Raw genomic sequence first — 14587 nt, 5'->3', positions numbered from 1 at the left:
AGCCCCGATAGGCCGTGTGAGTCAGGTTAGACGAATGGCCGCAGCACGCCCCTTCGGGATGCGCTGCGGCCATCGGTCTCGACCTACTGGTGGATCACAGCTCGGTGGTCGTCCCACCGGCAGCGGTGATCTTCTCCTTGGCGGCACCGGTGAACTTGTTCGCGGTGACCTGAACGGACACCGTGAGCTCTCCGTCGCCGAGGACCTTCACGAGCTGGTTCTTGCGAACCGCGCCGGCCTCGACGAGCTCGGCAACGCCGATGGTCCCACCATTGGGGAACAGCCGGGCGATATCGCCCACGTTGACGACCTGGTACTCGGTCCGGAACGGGTTCTTGAATCCCTTGAGCTTGGGCAGACGCATGTGCAGCGGCATCTGTCCACCCTCGAAGGCGGCGGGCACGTTCTTGCGGGCCTTGGTGCCCTTCGTGCCGCGACCTGCGGTCTTACCGCGCTTGCCGCCCTCGCCTCGACCGACGCGGATCTTGTCGGACTTGGCACCGGGAGCGGGGCGCAGGTGGTGCAACTTGATGGTCATGGTTAGACCTCCTCAACTGTGACGAGGTGGCGGACCACGTTGACCAGGCCACGGTTCTGCGCGTTGTCCTCACGGACGACGGTCTGACGGATGCCCTTCAGACCGAGGGTGCGCAGGCTGTCGCGCTGGTTCTTCTTGGTACCGATCGAGCTCTTTACCTGGGTGACCTTCAGTTCAGCCATCTCAGACTCCCTGTCCCGCACGTGCACGCAGCATGCCGGCCGGGGCCACGTCCTCGAGCGGCAGTCCGCGGCGAGCGGCCACCTCCTCGGGACGCTGGAGGCCCTTGAGGGCGGCAACGGTCGCGTGGACGACGTTGATTGCGTTGTCGCTACCGAGCGACTTCGACAGGATGTCGTGGATACCCGCGCACTCGAGCACGGCACGCACCGCGCCACCGGCGATGACACCGGTACCAGCGCTGGCCGGACGGAGCATGACCACACCGGCGGCCGCCTCACCCTGGACGGGGTGAGTGATGGTGCCGCCGATCATCGGAACGCGGAAGAAGCTCTTGCGAGCCTCCTCGACACCCTTCTGGATGGCCGCGGGAACTTCCTTGGCCTTGCCGTAGCCGACGCCAACGAGTCCGTTGCCGTCGCCCACGATCACGAGAGCGGTGAAGCTGAAGCGACGACCACCCTTGACGACCTTCGACACGCGGTTGATGGTGACAACGCGCTCGATGTGGTTCGACTTCTCGGCCGCCTGGCCGCCACGACGATCGTCACGACCGCCGCCACGACGATCGCCGCCGCCACGGTTGTCCCCGGTGTTGGGGCCACCCTGTCCGGCGGGTCCGCTGCCGCCGTCACGCCTCTGACGTCCCGGCATCAGACTGTCCTTCCATTCGTGAGCTTCATCATCAGAACTTCAACCCGCCTTCGCGAGCAGCGTCCGCCAGGGCCGCGATGCGACCGTGGTAGCCGTGGCCACCGTGGTCGAACACCACTGCCTCGACGCCTGCCGCCTTCGCGCGCTCGGCGATCAGCTGACCGACCTTCGCGCTGAGGGCCTTCTTGTCGCCCTCGGCAACACGCAGGTCCGCCTCGGTGGTCGACGCGGCGGCCAGGGTACGGCCGGCCAGGTCGTCCACGAGCTGGACGTGGATGTGGCGCGAGGACCGGTTCACGACCAGGCGCGGACGCTCGGGCGTGCCCGAGACCTTCTTGCGCAGACGGAAGTGACGACGCGTCTTCGAGAGACGACGCGTGGTGGACGCATCCTTGCCCAGCGGGATCCGCTTGGCTTTCTGGTTTGCAGTCTGGCTCATATCACTTACCCGTCTTTCCGACCTTGCGGCGGATCTGCTCACCCTCGTAACGCACGCCCTTGCCCTTGTACGGGTCCGGACGGCGAAGACGACGGATGTTGGCCGAGATCTGGCCGACCTTCTGCTTGTCGATACCCGAGACCGAGAACCGGGTGGGCGACTCGACGACGAAGGTGATGCCCTCGGGGGCCTCGATCGGCACCGGGTGGCTGTAACCCAGCGCGAACTCGAGGTCCTTGCCCTTGAGCGCGACGCGGTAACCCACGCCGTGGATCTCCATCTTCGTGGTGTAGCCCTCGGTGACACCGGTGATCAGGTTGGCGACCAGGGTGCGCGAGAGGCCGTGCAGCGCGCGGCTGCGACGCTCGTCGTCCGGACGGGTGACCAGAAGGGCACCGTCCTCGCTCTTGGCAACGCTGATCGGCTCGGAGATCGTCAGCGCCAGGGTGCCCTTCGGGCCCTTGACCGAGACGTTCTGTCCTTCGATGGTGACGTCAACGCCCGCGGGGACGGTGACCGGAATCTTTCCAATACGCGACATTGTGGTGGCCTCCCTTACCAGACGTAGGCGAGGACTTCGCCGCCGACGCCCTGCTTGGCCGCCTGACGATCCGTGAGCAGGCCGGAAGACGTGGAGATGATCGCCACGCCGAGGCCGCCCAGGACCTTGGGCAGGTTGGTGGACTTCGCGTAAACCCGGAGACCGGGCTTGGAAACGCGCCGGACACCCGCGAGGCTGCGCTCACGGCTGGGTCCGTACTTCAGGTCGACGACGAGGGTCTTGCCCACCTCGGCGTCCTCAGTACGGAAATCGGAGATGTAGCCTTCGCGCTTGAGGATCTCGGCGATGTTCGCCTTGATCTTCGAGTGGGGAAGCTTCACCTCGTCGTGGTACGCCGAGTTGGCGTTGCGCAGACGCGTCAAGAAGTCTGCGATCGGATCGGTCATGGTCATGGGGTTGACCTGTTCACCTTTCTCGCAGCGGTTCCCATGCAACACCGGGATCGGCACTCGAGGAGCACCGGCCGGCCGTGGGCCTACAGCGAAGGGGTTTTCCTTTGGACTGGCTCACGGATGCGAGCCAGAAGTATCTGACTACCAGGAGCTCTTGTGAACGCCGGGCAGCTCGCCCGCGTGCGCCATCTCGCGAACGCAGATTCGGCACAGGCCGAACTTGCGGAACACCGAGTGGGGACGGCCGCACCGCTGGCAGCGGGTGTAGGCGCGCACCGCGAACTTGGGCTTCTTGTTGGCCTTGTTGACCAGTGCCTTCTTCGCCATGGCTCAGTTCTCCTTGAACGGGAAGCCGAGGTGCTTGAGCAGGGCACGGCCTTCTTCGTTGTTGGTCGCGGTCGTCACGACGGTGATGTCCATACCGCGCGGGCGATCGATCTTGTCCACGTCGATCTCGTGGAACATCGACTGCTCGTTGAGACCGAAGGTGTAGTTGCCGTTGCCGTCGAACTGCTTGCCGGACAGGCCACGGAAGTCCCTGATACGGGGCAGCGCGATGCTGACCAGGCGATCGAGGAACTCCCACATGCGGTCGCCACGGAGGGTGACGCGCGCGCCGATGGGCATGCCCTCACGCAGCTTGAACTGCGCGATGGACTTGCGGGCCTTGCGGATCTCGGGCTTCTGGCCGGTGATCAGTTCGAGGTCGTGGACCGCTCCGTTGATCAGCTTCGCGTCGCGGGCGGCGTCGCCGACACCCATGTTGACGACGACCTTGACCACGCCGGGGATCTGCATGACGTTCGCGTACTCGAACTCCGCGTTCAGCGCGTCCTTGATCTCGGCGCGGTAGCGGGTCTTCAGACGGGGAACGATCTTGTTCTCAGTGCTAGTCATCTCAGATGTCCTTCCCGTTCTTACGGGAGATCCGAACCCGCTTGCCGTTCTCATCGGTGCGGTAGCCCACGCGAGTTGCGTTACCGTCCGAGTCCACGACCTGCACGTTCGACACGTGGATCGGGGCTTCCTGCGTCACGATGCCGCCGGAGGAGGCGCCACGCTCGTTCGCGGAGACCGCGGTGTGCTTCTTGATCCGGTTCACGCCCTCGACGAGGACCTTCTCGGTCGCCGGGAAGGCCTGGATGACCTTGCCCTTGGCGCCCTTGTCCTTGCCGGCGATGACCAGAACGGTGTCACCCTTGTGCACCTTCATCACAGCACCTCCGGGGCGAGCGAAACGATCTTCATGAACTTCTTGTCACGCAGCTCGCGACCGACGGGTCCGAAGATGCGGGTGCCACGGGGATCGTGATCAGGCTTGATGAGAACGGCAGCGTTCTCGTCGAACTTGATGTACGAGCCGTCCGGACGGCGGCGCTCCTTGGTGGTGCGGACGATGACGGCCTTGACGACCTCGCCCTTCTTGATGTTTCCACCCGGGATGGCGTCCTTGACGGTGGCGACGATGATGTCGCCGATCCCGGCGTAGCGACGAGACGAACCGCCGAGAACGCGGATGCAGAGAATCTCCTTGGCACCCGTGTTGTCGGCGACACGCAGTCGCGACTCCTGCTGAATCACTGATCTCTCCTAAGACCTGGATTTTCGTACGCACCGGATTACCGACCCGATGCGCGCGGTCTGTTACCCAGCCGTACCCGCATGCGGGCATGCGGAGGCACAGGCAACCGCTCTAGTGTAGGGAACACGCCGAGGGAATCCAAATCGCACGCGATCGGCCTCGATTGTGGTTGTGCGCTCCCCCGCTGGTGACACACGCAAAACGGCCCGCCCCCAACCGGGGACGGGCCGTTTCGGTTTAGTGCTCTTACTTGGCCTTCTCGAGCACCTCGACCAGACGCCAGCGCTTGGTCGCCGACAGCGGTCGGGTCTCCATGAGCTGGACGCGGTCGCCGATGCCGGCGATGCCGTTCTCGTCGTGCGCCTTCACCTTGGTGGTACGGCGGATGATCTTGCCGTACAGCGGGTGCTTCACACGATCCTCGAGCTCGACGACGATCGTCTTCTCCATCTTGTCGGAGACGACGTAGCCGATGCGGACCTTGCGGGTCCCACGCTCTTCAGTCACTGCGTTGTCCTTCTTCTCACTCATGCCGCGTCACCCGCATCCGGGCCGGCGGCGAGGCCGAGCTCACGCTCACGCATGACCGTGTAGACGCGCGCGATCTCGTGACGGACAGTGCGCAGGCGACGGTTGTTGTCCAACTGACCGGTCGCCATCTGGAAGCGAAGGTTGAACAGCTCTTCCTTCGACTCGCGGAGCTTGGTGACCAGCTCTTCTTCGCTGAGCTCGCGGAGCTCTGCGGCTGGGGTTCCAGTAGCCATCAGAACTGCTCCTCCCTCGTGACGATCCTGCACTTGCACGGGAGCTTGTGCATCGCGCGGCGCAGGGCCTCGCGAGCAATCTCCTCGTTCGGGTAAGTCATCTCGAACATGACCCGACCGGGCTTGATGTTCGCGACCCACCACTCGGGCGAACCCTTACCGGAACCCATTCGGGTCTCGGCGGGCTTCTTCGTGAGCGGACGATCCGGGAAGATGTTGATCCAGATCTTGCCGCCACGCTTGATGTGGCGCGTCATGGCGATACGAGCGGACTCGATCTGACGGTTGGTGATGTAGGCGGGCTCGAGAGCCTGGATGCCGTAGTCACCGAAGGTCACCTGGGTTCCACCCTTGGCGGCACCCGAACGGCTCGGGTGGTGCTGCTTGCGGTGCTTGACCCGACGGGGGATCAACATGCGTCAGCCCTCCTGATTCGGCTCGGTCGAAGCCGGAGCTTCGGCGGTGGCGGTCGCTGCGCGGCCCGCCTCGGTGCTGGTCGCCGTGGTGCCCGAGGCACCGGAGCGACGCGGACGGCTCGGACGCTCGCGACGGGGGCGATCGCCGGCCGGGGCAGCAGCGTTGGCGGTGAGCTCACGCTTGCCACCGACGATGTCGCCCTTGTAGATCCAGACCTTCACGCCGATGCGGCCGAAGGTGGTCTTGGCCTCGTAGAGCCCGTAGTCGATGTCCGCACGCAGCGTGTGCAGCGGAACCCGACCCTCGCGGTAGAACTCCGAGCGGGACATCTCGGCGCCGCCGAGACGGCCCGAGCACTGCACCCGGATGCCCTTGACGTTCGGCTGACGCATGGCCGACTGGATGGCCTTGCGCATGGCGCGACGGAACGCAACGCGGTTCGACAGCTGCTCCGCGACACCCTGGGCCACGAGCTGGGCCTCGGCCTCAGCGTTCTTGACCTCGAGGATGTTGAGCTGCACCTGCTTGCCGGTCAGCTTCTCCAGCTCGGCGCGGATGCGATCGGCCTCGGCGCCGCGGCGACCGATGACGATGCCCGGACGCGCGGTGTGGATGTCGACGCGGACCCGGTCACGGGTGCGCTCGATCTCCACCTTCGCGATGCCGGCCCGCTCCATGCCGGTGGCGAGGAGCTTGCGGATGGCGACGTCTTCCTTGACGTACTCCGCGTACTGCTTGTCTGCGTACCAGCGAGACTTCCAGTCGGTGGTGATGCCGAGGCGGAAGCCGTGCGGGTTGATTTTCTGGCCCACTACTGAGCACTTCCCTTCCGGCGATTGCGGGTCGAGGTGCCGGCCTTGGGCAGGCTCTCCACGATCACGGTGATGTGGCTAGTGCGCTTGCGGATCCGGAACGCACGGCCCTGTGCACGCGGCTGGAACCGCTTGAGGGTCGCACCCTCGTCCACGAACGCCGTGGCGACGACAAGCGTGCTCGGGTCCAGGTCGAGGTTGTTCTCGGCGTTGGCCGCTGCGGAGGCGATCACCTTGGCGACCGGCTCGCTCGCTGCCTGCGGCGCGAACTTCAGGATCGACAGCGCGTCCTCGACGGAGCGCCCGCGAACCAGATCCACGACACGACGCGCCTTCATCGGCGTCACACGCACGTGGCGCGCGACGGCCTTGGCGGTCGGGTTGGCGGTTTCGGTGTTACTCATCGCCTCTTCGCCTTCCGATCATCCTTGATGTGACCCTTGAACGTGCGGGTCGGTGCAAACTCTCCGAGCTTGTGTCCGACCATCGAGTCGGAGACGAACACGGGGACGTGCTTACGGCCGTCGTGGACCGCAAACGTGTGTCCGATGAAGTCCGGGATGATCGTGGAACGACGGGACCAGGTCTTGATGACCTGCTTGGTTCCCTTCTCGTTCTGCACATCCACCTTCGCGAGGAGGTGGTCATCGACGAACGGGCCCTTCTTCAGGCTGCGTGGCATTCTGAACTCCCTCCTAGCGCTTGTTCTTGCCGGTACGGCGGCGGCGGACGATGAGCTTGTCGCTCGGCTTGTTGGGCTTGCGGGTACGGCCCTCAGGCTGTCCCCACGGGCTGACCGGGTGGCGACCACCGGAGGTCTTGCCCTCGCCACCACCGTGCGGGTGGTCGACCGGGTTCATCACGACACCGCGGACGGTCGGGCGCTTGCCCTTCCAGCGCATACGGCCGGCCTTGCCCCAGTTGATGTTCGACTGCTCGGCGTTGCCGACCTCGCCGACCGATGCGCGGCAGCGCACGTCGACGCGACGGATCTCACCGGAGGGCATACGCAGGGTCGCGTAGGGGCCTTCCTTGCCCAGCAGCTGGATGCTGGCGCCGGCGGAGCGGGCCATCTTGGCACCGCCGCCCGGACGCAGCTCCACCGCGTGGATGGTGGTACCGGTCGGGATGTTGCGCAGCGGCAGGTTGTTACCCGGCTTGATGTCGGCCGCGGGGCCGGACTCCACGAGGGCACCCTGCTCGAGGCCCTTCGGCGCGATGATGTAGCGCTTCTCGCCGTCCCGGTAGTGCAGCAGGGCGATGCGTGCGGTGCGGTTGGGGTCGTACTCGATGTGAGCGACCTTGGCCGGCACGCCGTCCTTGTCGTTGCGACGGAAATCGATCAGCCGGTAGGCGCGCTTGTGACCGCCACCCTTGTGACGGGTGGTGATGCGACCGTGGGCGTTACGTCCACCGCGACCGTGCAGCGGGCGGATAAGCGACTTCTCGGGCGTCGACCGAGTGATCTCGGCGAAGTCCGAGACGCTCGAGCCGCGACGGCCCGGGGTAGTCGGCTTGTACTTACGGATTGCCATGAGTCTTCTCGTCCTCTATGTCTCGTCAAGTCCCGCCCGCTTACGCGACCGGTCCTCCGAAGATCTCGATGGGCTTGCTGTCGGCCGAGAGGGTCACGAGCGCGCGCTTGGTGTCCTTGCGCTTGCCGTAACCGAACCGGGTCCGCTTGCGCTTGCCCTGACGGTTGGCGGTGTTGACGCTGGTCACGGTGACGCCGAAGACCTTCTCGACGGCAATCTTGATCTGCGTCTTGTTCGAGTCCGGGTGCACCAGGAAGGTGTAGGTGCCTTCCTCGATCAGTCCGTAGGACTTCTCAGAGATGACCGGGGCCAGCAAGATGTCGCGGGGGTCAGCGATGGTGCTCACTTGCTCTCCTCCTTGCTGTCTGCCTGGGCGGACTCGGCCGGCCCGTGGATGAACGCGTTGAGCGCCTCGACGCTGAACACGACATCGTCGCTGTTGAGCACGTCGTAGGTGTTCAGCTGGTCGGGTGCGATGGGGTGCACGCCTTCCAGGTTCTGCACGCTCTTCCATGCCGCGATGTCCTCGCGACCGACGACGAGCAGAAGCTTCTTGCGATCCGAGATCTCACCGAGGAACGACTTCGCACCCTTGGTGGACGGGGTCTGACCCGACACCAGTTCGGTGATCACGTGGATGCGCTCGTTGCGCGCCCGGTCGGAGAGGGCACCGCGCAGGGCGGCTGCCTTCATCTTCTTGGGGGTGCGCTGGGAGTAGTCACGCGGCTGCGGGCCGTGGACGACGCCACCACCGGCGAACTGCGGGGCGCGGGTCGAGCCCTGACGGGCGCGGCCGGTGCCCTTCTGGCGGTACGGCTTCTTGCCACCACCGCGGACCTCGCCGCGGGTCTTGGTGGAGTGCGTGCCCTGGCGTGCCGCGGCGAGCTGAGCGACGACAACCTGGTGCATCAGCGCGATGTTGGCCGTGACGTCGAAGATCTCAGCGGGGAGATCGACGGTGCCGTTGGTCTTGCCACCGGCGGCCTTGACGTCGAGGGTCAGCTTGGTTGCGGTCTCGGTCATGCGGACGCACCACCCTTCACTGCGGTCTTGACGATCACGAGGCCACCCTTGCGGCCGGGGATCGCACCCTTGATGAGCAGCAGACCGTTCTCGGCGTCCACCTTGTGGACCGAGAGGTTCTGCGTCGTGATGCGGTCGCTACCCATGCGGCCCGACATGCGCATGCCCTTGAACACGCGGCCGGGGGTGGCGCAGCCACCGATCGAACCCGGGCGACGGTGCACGGCCTGCGCGCCGTGGGAGGCGCCCTGGCCGGCGAAGCCGTGCCGCTTCATGGTTCCGGCGAAGCCCTTGCCCTTGCTGGTTCCGGTGACGTCGACGTAGGCGCCGTCCTCGAAGACCTCGGCGGTGAGCTCCTGGCCGACCTCGTACTCGGAGGCGTCCGCAACGCGGAGCTCCACGACGTGGCGACGGGGGGTCACACCGGCCTTGGCGAACTGGCCGGAAACCGGCTTGTTGACCTTGCGCGGGTCGATCGCGCCGAAGGCGAGCTGCACGGCGCTGTAGCCGTCGCGCTCCTCGGTGCGGATCTGGGTGACGACGTTCGGTCCGGCCTTGACGACGGTGACCGGGACGACCCGGTTGTTCTCGTCGAAGACCTGGGTCATGCCGAGCTTGGTGCCCAGGATTCCCTTGATCTTGTTCTCAGTCATTGTTTTTGTCTCCGCCGCGCTCACTGGATGTTGACATCAACGCTGGCCGGCAGATCGATGCGCATGAGCGCGTCGACTGTCTTGGGCGTCGGGTCGAGGATGTCAATCAGCCGCTTGTGGGTACGCATCTCGAAGTGCTCGCGCGAGTCCTTGTACTTGTGCGGCGAGCGGATGACGCAGTACACGTTCTTTTCAGTCGGCAACGGCACCGGTCCAACGACACGGGCCCCGGTACGGGTCACCGTCTCGACGATCTTGCGCGCTGACGCATCGATCGCCTCATGGTCGTAGGCCTTGAGCCTGATGCGGATCTTCTGTCCCGCCACGCTTGTGTCCTCTTCCTTGCCCGTTATGAATTAGGCCCTTGTAGACCCTGGGGGGCTACCTCGTTCGTGTAGACCCGTCATGGGCTACCTCGTTTGCACAGTTCCTGCCTTGCCCATGACTGTCCGAACGTTGGCGACCGGGCAAGTACCCGATCCGCTGCCGCTGTTCATCTGTCATGGTTCTCCGGTACACGCGGTCGGGCGTGTCGCCCTACCTCTCATACTCAAGGCACAATTGTCCCCTGAACATGAATACCGAATGCGCTCGCAAGTGAGCGCAGGTACTGCTTCCGTCCTGCATTGGCCTCGGCCCCGCACTGACTGCCGGAGCTTCGGTCATCTCTCGCCAGGCGCCGGACGCAGTGGAACACGACCGGGGTCTAGGCAACCCGAACAGTATGCCGCAGACCGGCCGGGAGTTCAAATCCGATCCGGGGCGGCACCGCGCACCAGAACTTACTCCAAAGTAAGATAGCGCCATGACGACTCAGACACCCACCTATCGCGGATGGCTCAAGCTCCCCCGCAACCGCGTCGGTTCGACACTGTTCTCGCTGGGCATGTGCCTGCGGGTCCCCTACTTCGCGACAGTGCTCCCCCACGTCACCCGCCTCGAACCGGGACTCTGCGAGGCGAGGGCACCCAAGTGGTGGGGCGTGCACAACCACATCGGCACCTTCCACGCCATCGCCGCGTGCAACCTCGCCGAGGCGGCGATGGGCATGCTCGCGGAGGCCACGGTGCCCACCTCGCACCGCTGGATCCCGAAGTCGATGAACACCCGGTACCTCACCAAGGCCGACACCGGGCTGCGCGCCGTGGCGACGGTTCCCGACCTGCCGGACTTCGCCGAGATCACCTCGGGCACGGACCTCGTGGTGTCCGTCGCGCTCTATGACAAGGCCGGCACCGAGGTGGTGCACGCGGACATCACCATCTGGGTGACCCCCAAGTAGCCACCGGCGGCTGCGCCGTCAGGCCGAGAGCGAGCCCCGCGAGCGCAGCCGCCTTCGCATGTCCCAGAGGTAGACGGACCTGGGTGCGTGCCGGATGACCCTCGGGATCCTCGGGTACACCCAGGACGCGAGCGTCATCACCCGATCGAACCTGCGCTGATCCCTCTCGTTCCACGGCAGCTCGAACTGCTGGCGCAGCCGCTCGGGCAGCAGCCCTGTCGTCAGCCACCGATACGCGGGCAGATTCGCGCGGATGAGCAAGGGCGCACGGACCGGATGGAAGAGGTCCCTCGAGACGGCCCGGACCTTCGCGTCCACCTCGACACCGTCTATCTCCTGCTTCCAGTACGCGGCGAACTCGGCGCGATCGCGCGGCCAGAGCCCCTCCGGCACCTGGAGCGCGGTGCCGAGGATGGCGTACTCGCGATACAGGGCGTCGGCAGCGGCGTCGTCGAGCGCGCCGAAGACGCGTTCGTACAGGGTGACCGCGCTCTCGTAGAGGGTGGCGGCCACCCACAGCTGGAGCTGCGGGTCGAAGGCGTTGTAGTCATCCGAACGCACCTTGGCGTGCGCCTTGTTGACCATCTTGATGACGGCCGTGCGCTCCTCGTCGGTGCCGTAGACGACGGCATATATATAGGTCATCGTCGTCCGCAGGCGGTCGACCGCCCGATAGGCGAAATCACTGTGGTCCGCGACCCCGTGACCGACGCCACGATTCGCCACCTGGAGCAGGATCGCCCTCCCGCCCGCGGCGAGCATGATCCCCTCGCCCGCCAGATCCTGGATTGTCACTGCCGCCCGTCGACTCATGCTCGCCATGCAATCACACTGCGGCTCGGTTCACCAGACCTTTCGAAATCTCACTCAAAAGTAGTGCTCAGAGGCAACAAACGAAATCTTCCGAGTGCCTGTGCGGCACAGATTTGCTGTTAACTTAATCGTCGAACCGCCAGGTGACGGACGGTCCGATCACCGGGACGGACGAACTGGTCGCGACATCGAGTCCGCGAGAAGGCGAACCGGACCCCAACATGTGACGAATCCAGCGCTGTCGACCACCCACGAAGTGGACGCATGACATACTCGCGTGCATGCCTTCACCCCACTCTGCCGTCCTGGTCGAGGGAATCAAGAAGTCGTTCGGCGACGTGCACGCACTGCGCGGAGTCAGCTTCGAGGTTCCCCGAGGGACCGTGCTCGGCATCCTGGGCCCGAACGGCGCAGGCAAGACCACCACGGTCAATGTGCTCTCGACGCTGCTGCGCCCCGACTCGGGCCGCGCGTTCGTGGCCGGCCATGACGTGGTGACGCAGGCCGCCTCGGTGCGACGCAGCATCATGACGACGGGCCAGTACGCGGCACTGGACGAATCACTCACCGCCCGTGAGAATCTCGTGCTCTTCGGGCGACTCCTTGGCTTGACCAAGCAGTCCGCGAAGGGCCGCGCCGAGGAACTGCTCCGACAGTTCGATCTGGGGTACGCCGCCGACCGCAAGGTGTCCGGCTTCTCGGGCGGCATGCGGCGGCGCGTCGACATCGCCTGCGGCCTCGTCACCCGGCCCGAGGTGGTCTTCCTGGACGAGCCGTCCACCGGCCTCGACCCCCGCAGCCGTCAGGGCGTGTGGTCGCTGGTGTCCGAGCTCAAGCAGCAGGGCATCACCATCTTGTTGACGACGCAGTACCTCGAAGAGGCCGACGTCCTCAGCGACAACATCGTGGTCATCGACAAGGGCACCGTGATCGCCGAGGGCACCGCCGACCAGCTCAAGGAGCGCACCGGAGGCAGCTACTGCGAGGTGGTGCCCGTGCAGCTCGCGGACCTGCCGCGGGTCTTCAACGTGCTGATGAGCCTGGTTCCGCCCGAGTACATCACCGAGACCGGACACGACCGGCTCTCGATTCCCGCGCAGTACGGCGCGCAGACCCTCGCCGAGGTGCTGCGCCGCCTCGACATCGCGCGGATCCCGCTCGCCGACATCGCGCTGCGCCGCCCGTCCCTCGATGACGTGTTCCTGGCACTGACGGGAACGAGGGCCGAGGACGAGGAATCCGAACAAGCGAGCGTTGCGTCGTGACCGCGGTCGCAGCCAGCCCGGTCGTGATCGCACGCACCGGGCGGCACCGCAAGCCGCAGTTGTCCAGCGTGCAGCAGTGGCTGGCGTTGTCGGGACGCAACGTGCACACCATGTGGTCGCACGGACAGATCTTCGTCGCGGTCCTGGCACCGCTGATCTTCACGCTCGGTTTCTACCTGCCGCTGAAGTTCGTCATGAAGGTCCAGGGCATCGACTACGCACAGTTCGTGATGCCGATCATCGTGCTGCAGGCCATGGCGTTCACGGCCATCTCCGCGGCAGGCCGCGCCGCGTCCGAAGCGTCGAACGGGATGAACGCGCGGTTCCAGACGATGCCGATCTTCCCCGCGGTCCCGCTGGCCTCGCGGGTGACCGCGATGTTCATCCACGCGGTGATCTCGCTGGCCGCCGCGGTCACCTACGGCCACGTCATCGGGTTCCGCTTCATCGGCGGCACATCCCTCGCCGTGGTTTTCTGCGCGATGGCGCTCGGCGTCGGCATGACCCTCGCGATGGCGGGCGACGCCCTCGGCACCCTGACCAAGAGTCCCGAGATCACCAGCCAGTCGCTGACCCTGCCGCAGCTCATCCTCGGCATGTTCTCGAGCGGATTCGTTCCGGAGTCCCAGTTCCCCGAGTGGTCTCAGGGCTTCGTCCGTAACCAGCCGATCTCGCAGTTCTCGGTCTCGATGCGGTCGATGGCCGAGGGCGGCATCACCCTGCACCAGCTGACACCGTCGCTGCTGTGGTGCGCGGGTCTGCTACTCCTGGCGGTCCCGCTGTCGATCTGGGCGAACGTGAGGCGAGGATGACCGACCTTCAGACCAGGGTGGCCACCCCGGCCACCCAAGGCTTCCCGGTCGTCACCGACCCACCGTCCGAGACGTCCTGGCCTGCCCTCTACGAGCACAGCCTGCTGCAGGCGGGCAGGCTGCTCCGCGGCTGGCTCCGCGACCCGTTCACCATCCTGCAGGCGGTCATCTACCCCGCCGTCACCATGCTCATGTTCTGGGCCGTGCTTGGCATCTCGATCACCAAGGCGACCGGGGTGAACAGCATCTTCGGCACCGCCCCGATGATGACCCTGGTGGGCGCCATGTTCGGCTGCATCGCCAGTGGCCTGTCACTCAAGAAGGAGTGGAAGACCGGGCTGCTCGCGCGCTTCTGGATCCTCCCGATGCACCGGGCCGCCGGCCTGGTGAGCCGCCTGATCGCCGAGTCGGTGCGCATCATGATCACGACCGTGCTGATCGTGCTGGTGGCGATCCCGCTCGGTTTCCGGTTCACACAGGGCTTCCTCGCGGCCGTCGGCATGCTGTTCGTCCCGCTCCTGCTGGGACTGGGCTTCGCGACACTCGTCACCATGTTGTCGGTGATGGCGGCCAAGGCGCCGCTGGTGGAGCTCCTCTCGCTGCTGTGCACCCTGATGATGTTCTTCAACTCCGGGTTCGTGCCGACCGCGGCCTACCCGACGTGGCTGCAGAACTTCGTCGAGAACCAGCCCATGTCGTGCGCGATCGACACCATGAAGGGCCTGACCCTTGGCGGACCGGTCGCGGAGCCGTTGATCAAGACTGCGCTGTGGTCGATCGGGGCCGTGCTGCTGTTCACCTACCCCGCCATCAAGGGCTACCAGAGGGCGGCACACAACCCGTTCTCTTAGGCCCCGCCCCTGC

At 65.6% G+C, this 14587-nt stretch carries 26 protein-coding genes; 4 read left to right on the top strand and 22 right to left on the bottom strand.

Annotated features, from left to right (window positions below; translation table 11 throughout):
• Nucleotides 1-94 precede the first annotated feature (94 nt).
• The 21 genes from rplO to rpsJ form a co-directional block, all read right to left on the bottom strand.
• Nucleotides 95-538 carry a 50S ribosomal protein L15 gene (rplO, locus tag BR31_RS0123730; protein ID WP_027503166.1) on the bottom strand — a complete coding sequence of 148 codons (444 nt, stop codon included), beginning with the start codon at nt 536-538 and terminating at the stop codon, nt 95-97.
• A gap of 2 nt (nt 539-540) precedes the next feature.
• Nucleotides 541-720, bottom strand: a complete 180-nt coding sequence (rpmD, locus tag BR31_RS0123725) for a 50S ribosomal protein L30 (protein ID WP_027503165.1) — start codon at nt 718-720, stop codon at nt 541-543.
• A gap of 1 nt (nt 721) precedes the next feature.
• Nucleotides 722-1372 (bottom strand): 30S ribosomal protein S5, encoded by a 651-nt coding sequence (gene rpsE / locus BR31_RS0123720; RefSeq protein ID WP_027503164.1) that lies wholly within the window; start codon nt 1370-1372, stop codon nt 722-724.
• A 31-nt stretch (nt 1373-1403) separates the two neighbouring features.
• Nucleotides 1404-1811 carry a 50S ribosomal protein L18 gene (gene rplR / locus BR31_RS0123715; protein ID WP_037178049.1) on the bottom strand — a complete coding sequence of 136 codons (408 nt, stop codon included), beginning with the start codon at nt 1809-1811 and terminating at the stop codon, nt 1404-1406.
• Nucleotide 1812: 1 nt separating this feature from the next.
• Entirely contained in the window at nt 1813-2352 is a 540-nt protein-coding gene (gene rplF, locus BR31_RS0123710) for a 50S ribosomal protein L6 (protein ID WP_027503162.1), read from the bottom strand.
• 14 nt (nt 2353-2366) lie between these two features.
• A complete protein-coding gene (gene rpsH / locus BR31_RS0123705) occupies nt 2367-2765 on the bottom strand; it encodes a 30S ribosomal protein S8 (protein ID WP_007531931.1) in 399 nt (132 codons plus the stop codon).
• A gap of 141 nt (nt 2766-2906) precedes the next feature.
• Nucleotides 2907-3092, bottom strand: a complete 186-nt coding sequence (locus BR31_RS0123700) for a type Z 30S ribosomal protein S14 (RefSeq protein WP_005239644.1) — start codon at nt 3090-3092, stop codon at nt 2907-2909.
• 3 nt (nt 3093-3095) lie between these two features.
• Nucleotides 3096-3662, bottom strand: a complete 567-nt coding sequence (gene rplE, locus BR31_RS0123695; protein WP_027503161.1) for a 50S ribosomal protein L5 — start codon at nt 3660-3662, stop codon at nt 3096-3098.
• 1 nt (nt 3663) lies between these two features.
• Nucleotides 3664-3978, bottom strand: coding sequence for a 50S ribosomal protein L24 (rplX, locus tag BR31_RS0123690; protein WP_027503160.1), 315 nt, complete (start codon nt 3976-3978; stop codon nt 3664-3666).
• Nucleotides 3978-4346: a 50S ribosomal protein L14 gene (rplN, locus tag BR31_RS0123685; protein ID WP_027503159.1), complete on the bottom strand. Its 369-nt coding sequence runs from the start codon at nt 4344-4346 to the stop codon at nt 3978-3980. The genes rplX and rplN overlap by 1 nt, the downstream gene beginning before the upstream one ends.
• 247 nt (nt 4347-4593) lie before the next feature.
• Nucleotides 4594-4878 carry a 30S ribosomal protein S17 gene (rpsQ, locus tag BR31_RS0123680; protein WP_027503158.1) on the bottom strand — a complete coding sequence of 95 codons (285 nt, stop codon included), beginning with the start codon at nt 4876-4878 and terminating at the stop codon, nt 4594-4596.
• Entirely contained in the window at nt 4875-5111 is a 237-nt protein-coding gene (gene rpmC / locus BR31_RS0123675) for a 50S ribosomal protein L29 (RefSeq protein ID WP_027503157.1), read from the bottom strand. Before rpmC ends, rpsQ begins: the two co-directional genes overlap by 4 nt.
• On the bottom strand, nt 5111-5527 hold the full coding sequence (rplP, locus tag BR31_RS0123670) for a 50S ribosomal protein L16 (RefSeq protein WP_027503156.1): 417 nt from the start codon (nt 5525-5527) through the stop codon (nt 5111-5113). The genes rpmC and rplP overlap by 1 nt, the downstream gene beginning before the upstream one ends.
• Before the next feature lie 3 nt (nt 5528-5530).
• Nucleotides 5531-6340 (bottom strand): 30S ribosomal protein S3, encoded by an 810-nt coding sequence (gene rpsC / locus BR31_RS0123665; protein WP_027503155.1) that lies wholly within the window; start codon nt 6338-6340, stop codon nt 5531-5533.
• Nucleotides 6340-6744, bottom strand: coding sequence for a 50S ribosomal protein L22 (gene rplV / locus BR31_RS0123660; RefSeq protein ID WP_027503154.1), 405 nt, complete (start codon nt 6742-6744; stop codon nt 6340-6342). Before rplV ends, rpsC begins: the two co-directional genes overlap by 1 nt.
• Entirely contained in the window at nt 6741-7022 is a 282-nt protein-coding gene (gene rpsS, locus BR31_RS0123655) for a 30S ribosomal protein S19 (RefSeq protein ID WP_003940820.1), read from the bottom strand. The genes rplV and rpsS overlap by 4 nt, the downstream gene beginning before the upstream one ends.
• Nucleotides 7023-7035: 13 nt before the next feature.
• Nucleotides 7036-7875 (bottom strand): 50S ribosomal protein L2, encoded by an 840-nt coding sequence (rplB, locus tag BR31_RS0123650; RefSeq protein WP_027503153.1) that lies wholly within the window; start codon nt 7873-7875, stop codon nt 7036-7038.
• Between the two features lie 40 nt (nt 7876-7915).
• A complete protein-coding gene (gene rplW, locus BR31_RS0123645; RefSeq protein ID WP_027503152.1) occupies nt 7916-8221 on the bottom strand; it encodes a 50S ribosomal protein L23 in 306 nt (101 codons plus the stop codon).
• Complete coding sequence (rplD, locus tag BR31_RS0123640) at nt 8218-8898, bottom strand: 50S ribosomal protein L4 (RefSeq protein ID WP_027503151.1); 681 nt, start codon at nt 8896-8898, stop codon at nt 8218-8220. The genes rplW and rplD overlap by 4 nt, the downstream gene beginning before the upstream one ends.
• Entirely contained in the window at nt 8895-9551 is a 657-nt protein-coding gene (gene rplC / locus BR31_RS0123635; RefSeq protein WP_027503150.1) for a 50S ribosomal protein L3, read from the bottom strand. Before rplC ends, rplD begins: the two co-directional genes overlap by 4 nt.
• A gap of 20 nt (nt 9552-9571) precedes the next feature.
• Entirely contained in the window at nt 9572-9877 is a 306-nt protein-coding gene (gene rpsJ, locus BR31_RS0123630; protein WP_003938093.1) for a 30S ribosomal protein S10, read from the bottom strand.
• 479 nt (nt 9878-10356) lie between these two features.
• On the opposite strand from rpsJ, the gene BR31_RS0123625 reads away from it, so the two are divergent.
• Nucleotides 10357-10833 (top strand): hotdog fold domain-containing protein, encoded by a 477-nt coding sequence (locus BR31_RS0123625; protein WP_027503149.1) that lies wholly within the window; start codon nt 10357-10359, stop codon nt 10831-10833.
• An 18-nt stretch (nt 10834-10851) separates the two neighbouring features.
• On the opposite strand, the gene BR31_RS29850 is transcribed toward BR31_RS0123625, so the two are convergent.
• The gene (locus BR31_RS29850; protein WP_231496682.1) at nt 10852-11655 is read right to left on the bottom strand and encodes an oxygenase MpaB family protein; all 804 of its coding nucleotides are present in this window, start codon (nt 11653-11655) and stop codon (nt 10852-10854) included.
• 272 nt (nt 11656-11927) lie between these two features.
• Between BR31_RS29850 and BR31_RS0123610 the strand changes: the two genes are divergently transcribed.
• Genes BR31_RS0123610 through BR31_RS0123600 form a run of 3 tightly spaced genes read left to right on the top strand, consistent with a single transcriptional unit; the run spans nt 11928 to nt 14574 of the window.
• The gene (locus BR31_RS0123610; RefSeq protein WP_027503148.1) at nt 11928-12911 is read left to right on the top strand and encodes a daunorubicin resistance protein DrrA family ABC transporter ATP-binding protein; all 984 of its coding nucleotides are present in this window, start codon (nt 11928-11930) and stop codon (nt 12909-12911) included.
• Nucleotides 12908-13723, top strand: coding sequence for an ABC transporter permease (locus tag BR31_RS0123605; protein WP_051637691.1), 816 nt, complete (start codon nt 12908-12910; stop codon nt 13721-13723). Before BR31_RS0123610 ends, BR31_RS0123605 begins: the two co-directional genes overlap by 4 nt.
• On the top strand, nt 13720-14574 hold the full coding sequence (locus BR31_RS0123600) for an ABC transporter permease (RefSeq protein ID WP_027503146.1): 855 nt from the start codon (nt 13720-13722) through the stop codon (nt 14572-14574). Before BR31_RS0123605 ends, BR31_RS0123600 begins: the two co-directional genes overlap by 4 nt.
• Nucleotides 14575-14587 lie beyond the last annotated feature (13 nt).

It is taken from the genome of Rhodococcus sp. UNC363MFTsu5.1 (assembly GCF_000686785.1).
Taxonomy (GTDB): Bacteria; Actinomycetota; Actinomycetes; order Mycobacteriales; family Mycobacteriaceae; genus Rhodococcus_G; species Rhodococcus_G maanshanensis.
Note: the sequence above shows the minus strand (reverse complement) of the source record. Positions and strands in the feature narration are given on the sequence as shown.

Coding starts and splice junctions, on each gene's coding strand:
- BR31_RS0123625 (WP_027503149.1), top strand. CDS start 10,357: ATGACGACTCAGACACCCACCTATCGCGGATGGCTCAAGCTCCCCCGC.
- rplF (WP_027503162.1), bottom strand. CDS start 2,352: ATGTCGCGTATTGGAAAGATTCCGGTCACCGTCCCCGCGGGCGTTGAC.
- BR31_RS29850 (WP_231496682.1), bottom strand. CDS start 11,655: ATGGCGAGCATGAGTCGACGGGCGGCAGTGACAATCCAGGATCTGGCG.
- rpsE (WP_027503164.1), bottom strand. CDS start 1,372: ATGCCGGGACGTCAGAGGCGTGACGGCGGCAGCGGACCCGCCGGACAG.
- rplP (WP_027503156.1), bottom strand. CDS start 5,527: ATGTTGATCCCCCGTCGGGTCAAGCACCGCAAGCAGCACCACCCGAGC.
- BR31_RS0123700 (WP_005239644.1), bottom strand. CDS start 3,092: ATGGCGAAGAAGGCACTGGTCAACAAGGCCAACAAGAAGCCCAAGTTC.
- rpmC (WP_027503157.1), bottom strand. CDS start 5,111: ATGGCTACTGGAACCCCAGCCGCAGAGCTCCGCGAGCTCAGCGAAGAA.
- rplE (WP_027503161.1), bottom strand. CDS start 3,662: ATGACTAGCACTGAGAACAAGATCGTTCCCCGTCTGAAGACCCGCTAC.
- rplX (WP_027503160.1), bottom strand. CDS start 3,978: ATGAAGGTGCACAAGGGTGACACCGTTCTGGTCATCGCCGGCAAGGAC.
- BR31_RS0123600 (WP_027503146.1), top strand. CDS start 13,720: ATGACCGACCTTCAGACCAGGGTGGCCACCCCGGCCACCCAAGGCTTC.
- rpmD (WP_027503165.1), bottom strand. CDS start 720: ATGGCTGAACTGAAGGTCACCCAGGTAAAGAGCTCGATCGGTACCAAG.
- rplD (WP_027503151.1), bottom strand. CDS start 8,898: ATGACCGAGACCGCAACCAAGCTGACCCTCGACGTCAAGGCCGCCGGT.
- rplV (WP_027503154.1), bottom strand. CDS start 6,744: ATGAGTAACACCGAAACCGCCAACCCGACCGCCAAGGCCGTCGCGCGC.
- rplC (WP_027503150.1), bottom strand. CDS start 9,551: ATGACTGAGAACAAGATCAAGGGAATCCTGGGCACCAAGCTCGGCATG.
- rpsS (WP_003940820.1), bottom strand. CDS start 7,022: ATGCCACGCAGCCTGAAGAAGGGCCCGTTCGTCGATGACCACCTCCTC.
- rplO (WP_027503166.1), bottom strand. CDS start 538: ATGACCATCAAGTTGCACCACCTGCGCCCCGCTCCCGGTGCCAAGTCC.
- rplB (WP_027503153.1), bottom strand. CDS start 7,875: ATGGCAATCCGTAAGTACAAGCCGACTACCCCGGGCCGTCGCGGCTCG.
- rpsQ (WP_027503158.1), bottom strand. CDS start 4,878: ATGAGTGAGAAGAAGGACAACGCAGTGACTGAAGAGCGTGGGACCCGC.
- BR31_RS0123610 (WP_027503148.1), top strand. CDS start 11,928: ATGCCTTCACCCCACTCTGCCGTCCTGGTCGAGGGAATCAAGAAGTCG.
- rpsH (WP_007531931.1), bottom strand. CDS start 2,765: ATGACCATGACCGATCCGATCGCAGACTTCTTGACGCGTCTGCGCAAC.
- rplR (WP_037178049.1), bottom strand. CDS start 1,811: ATGAGCCAGACTGCAAACCAGAAAGCCAAGCGGATCCCGCTGGGCAAG.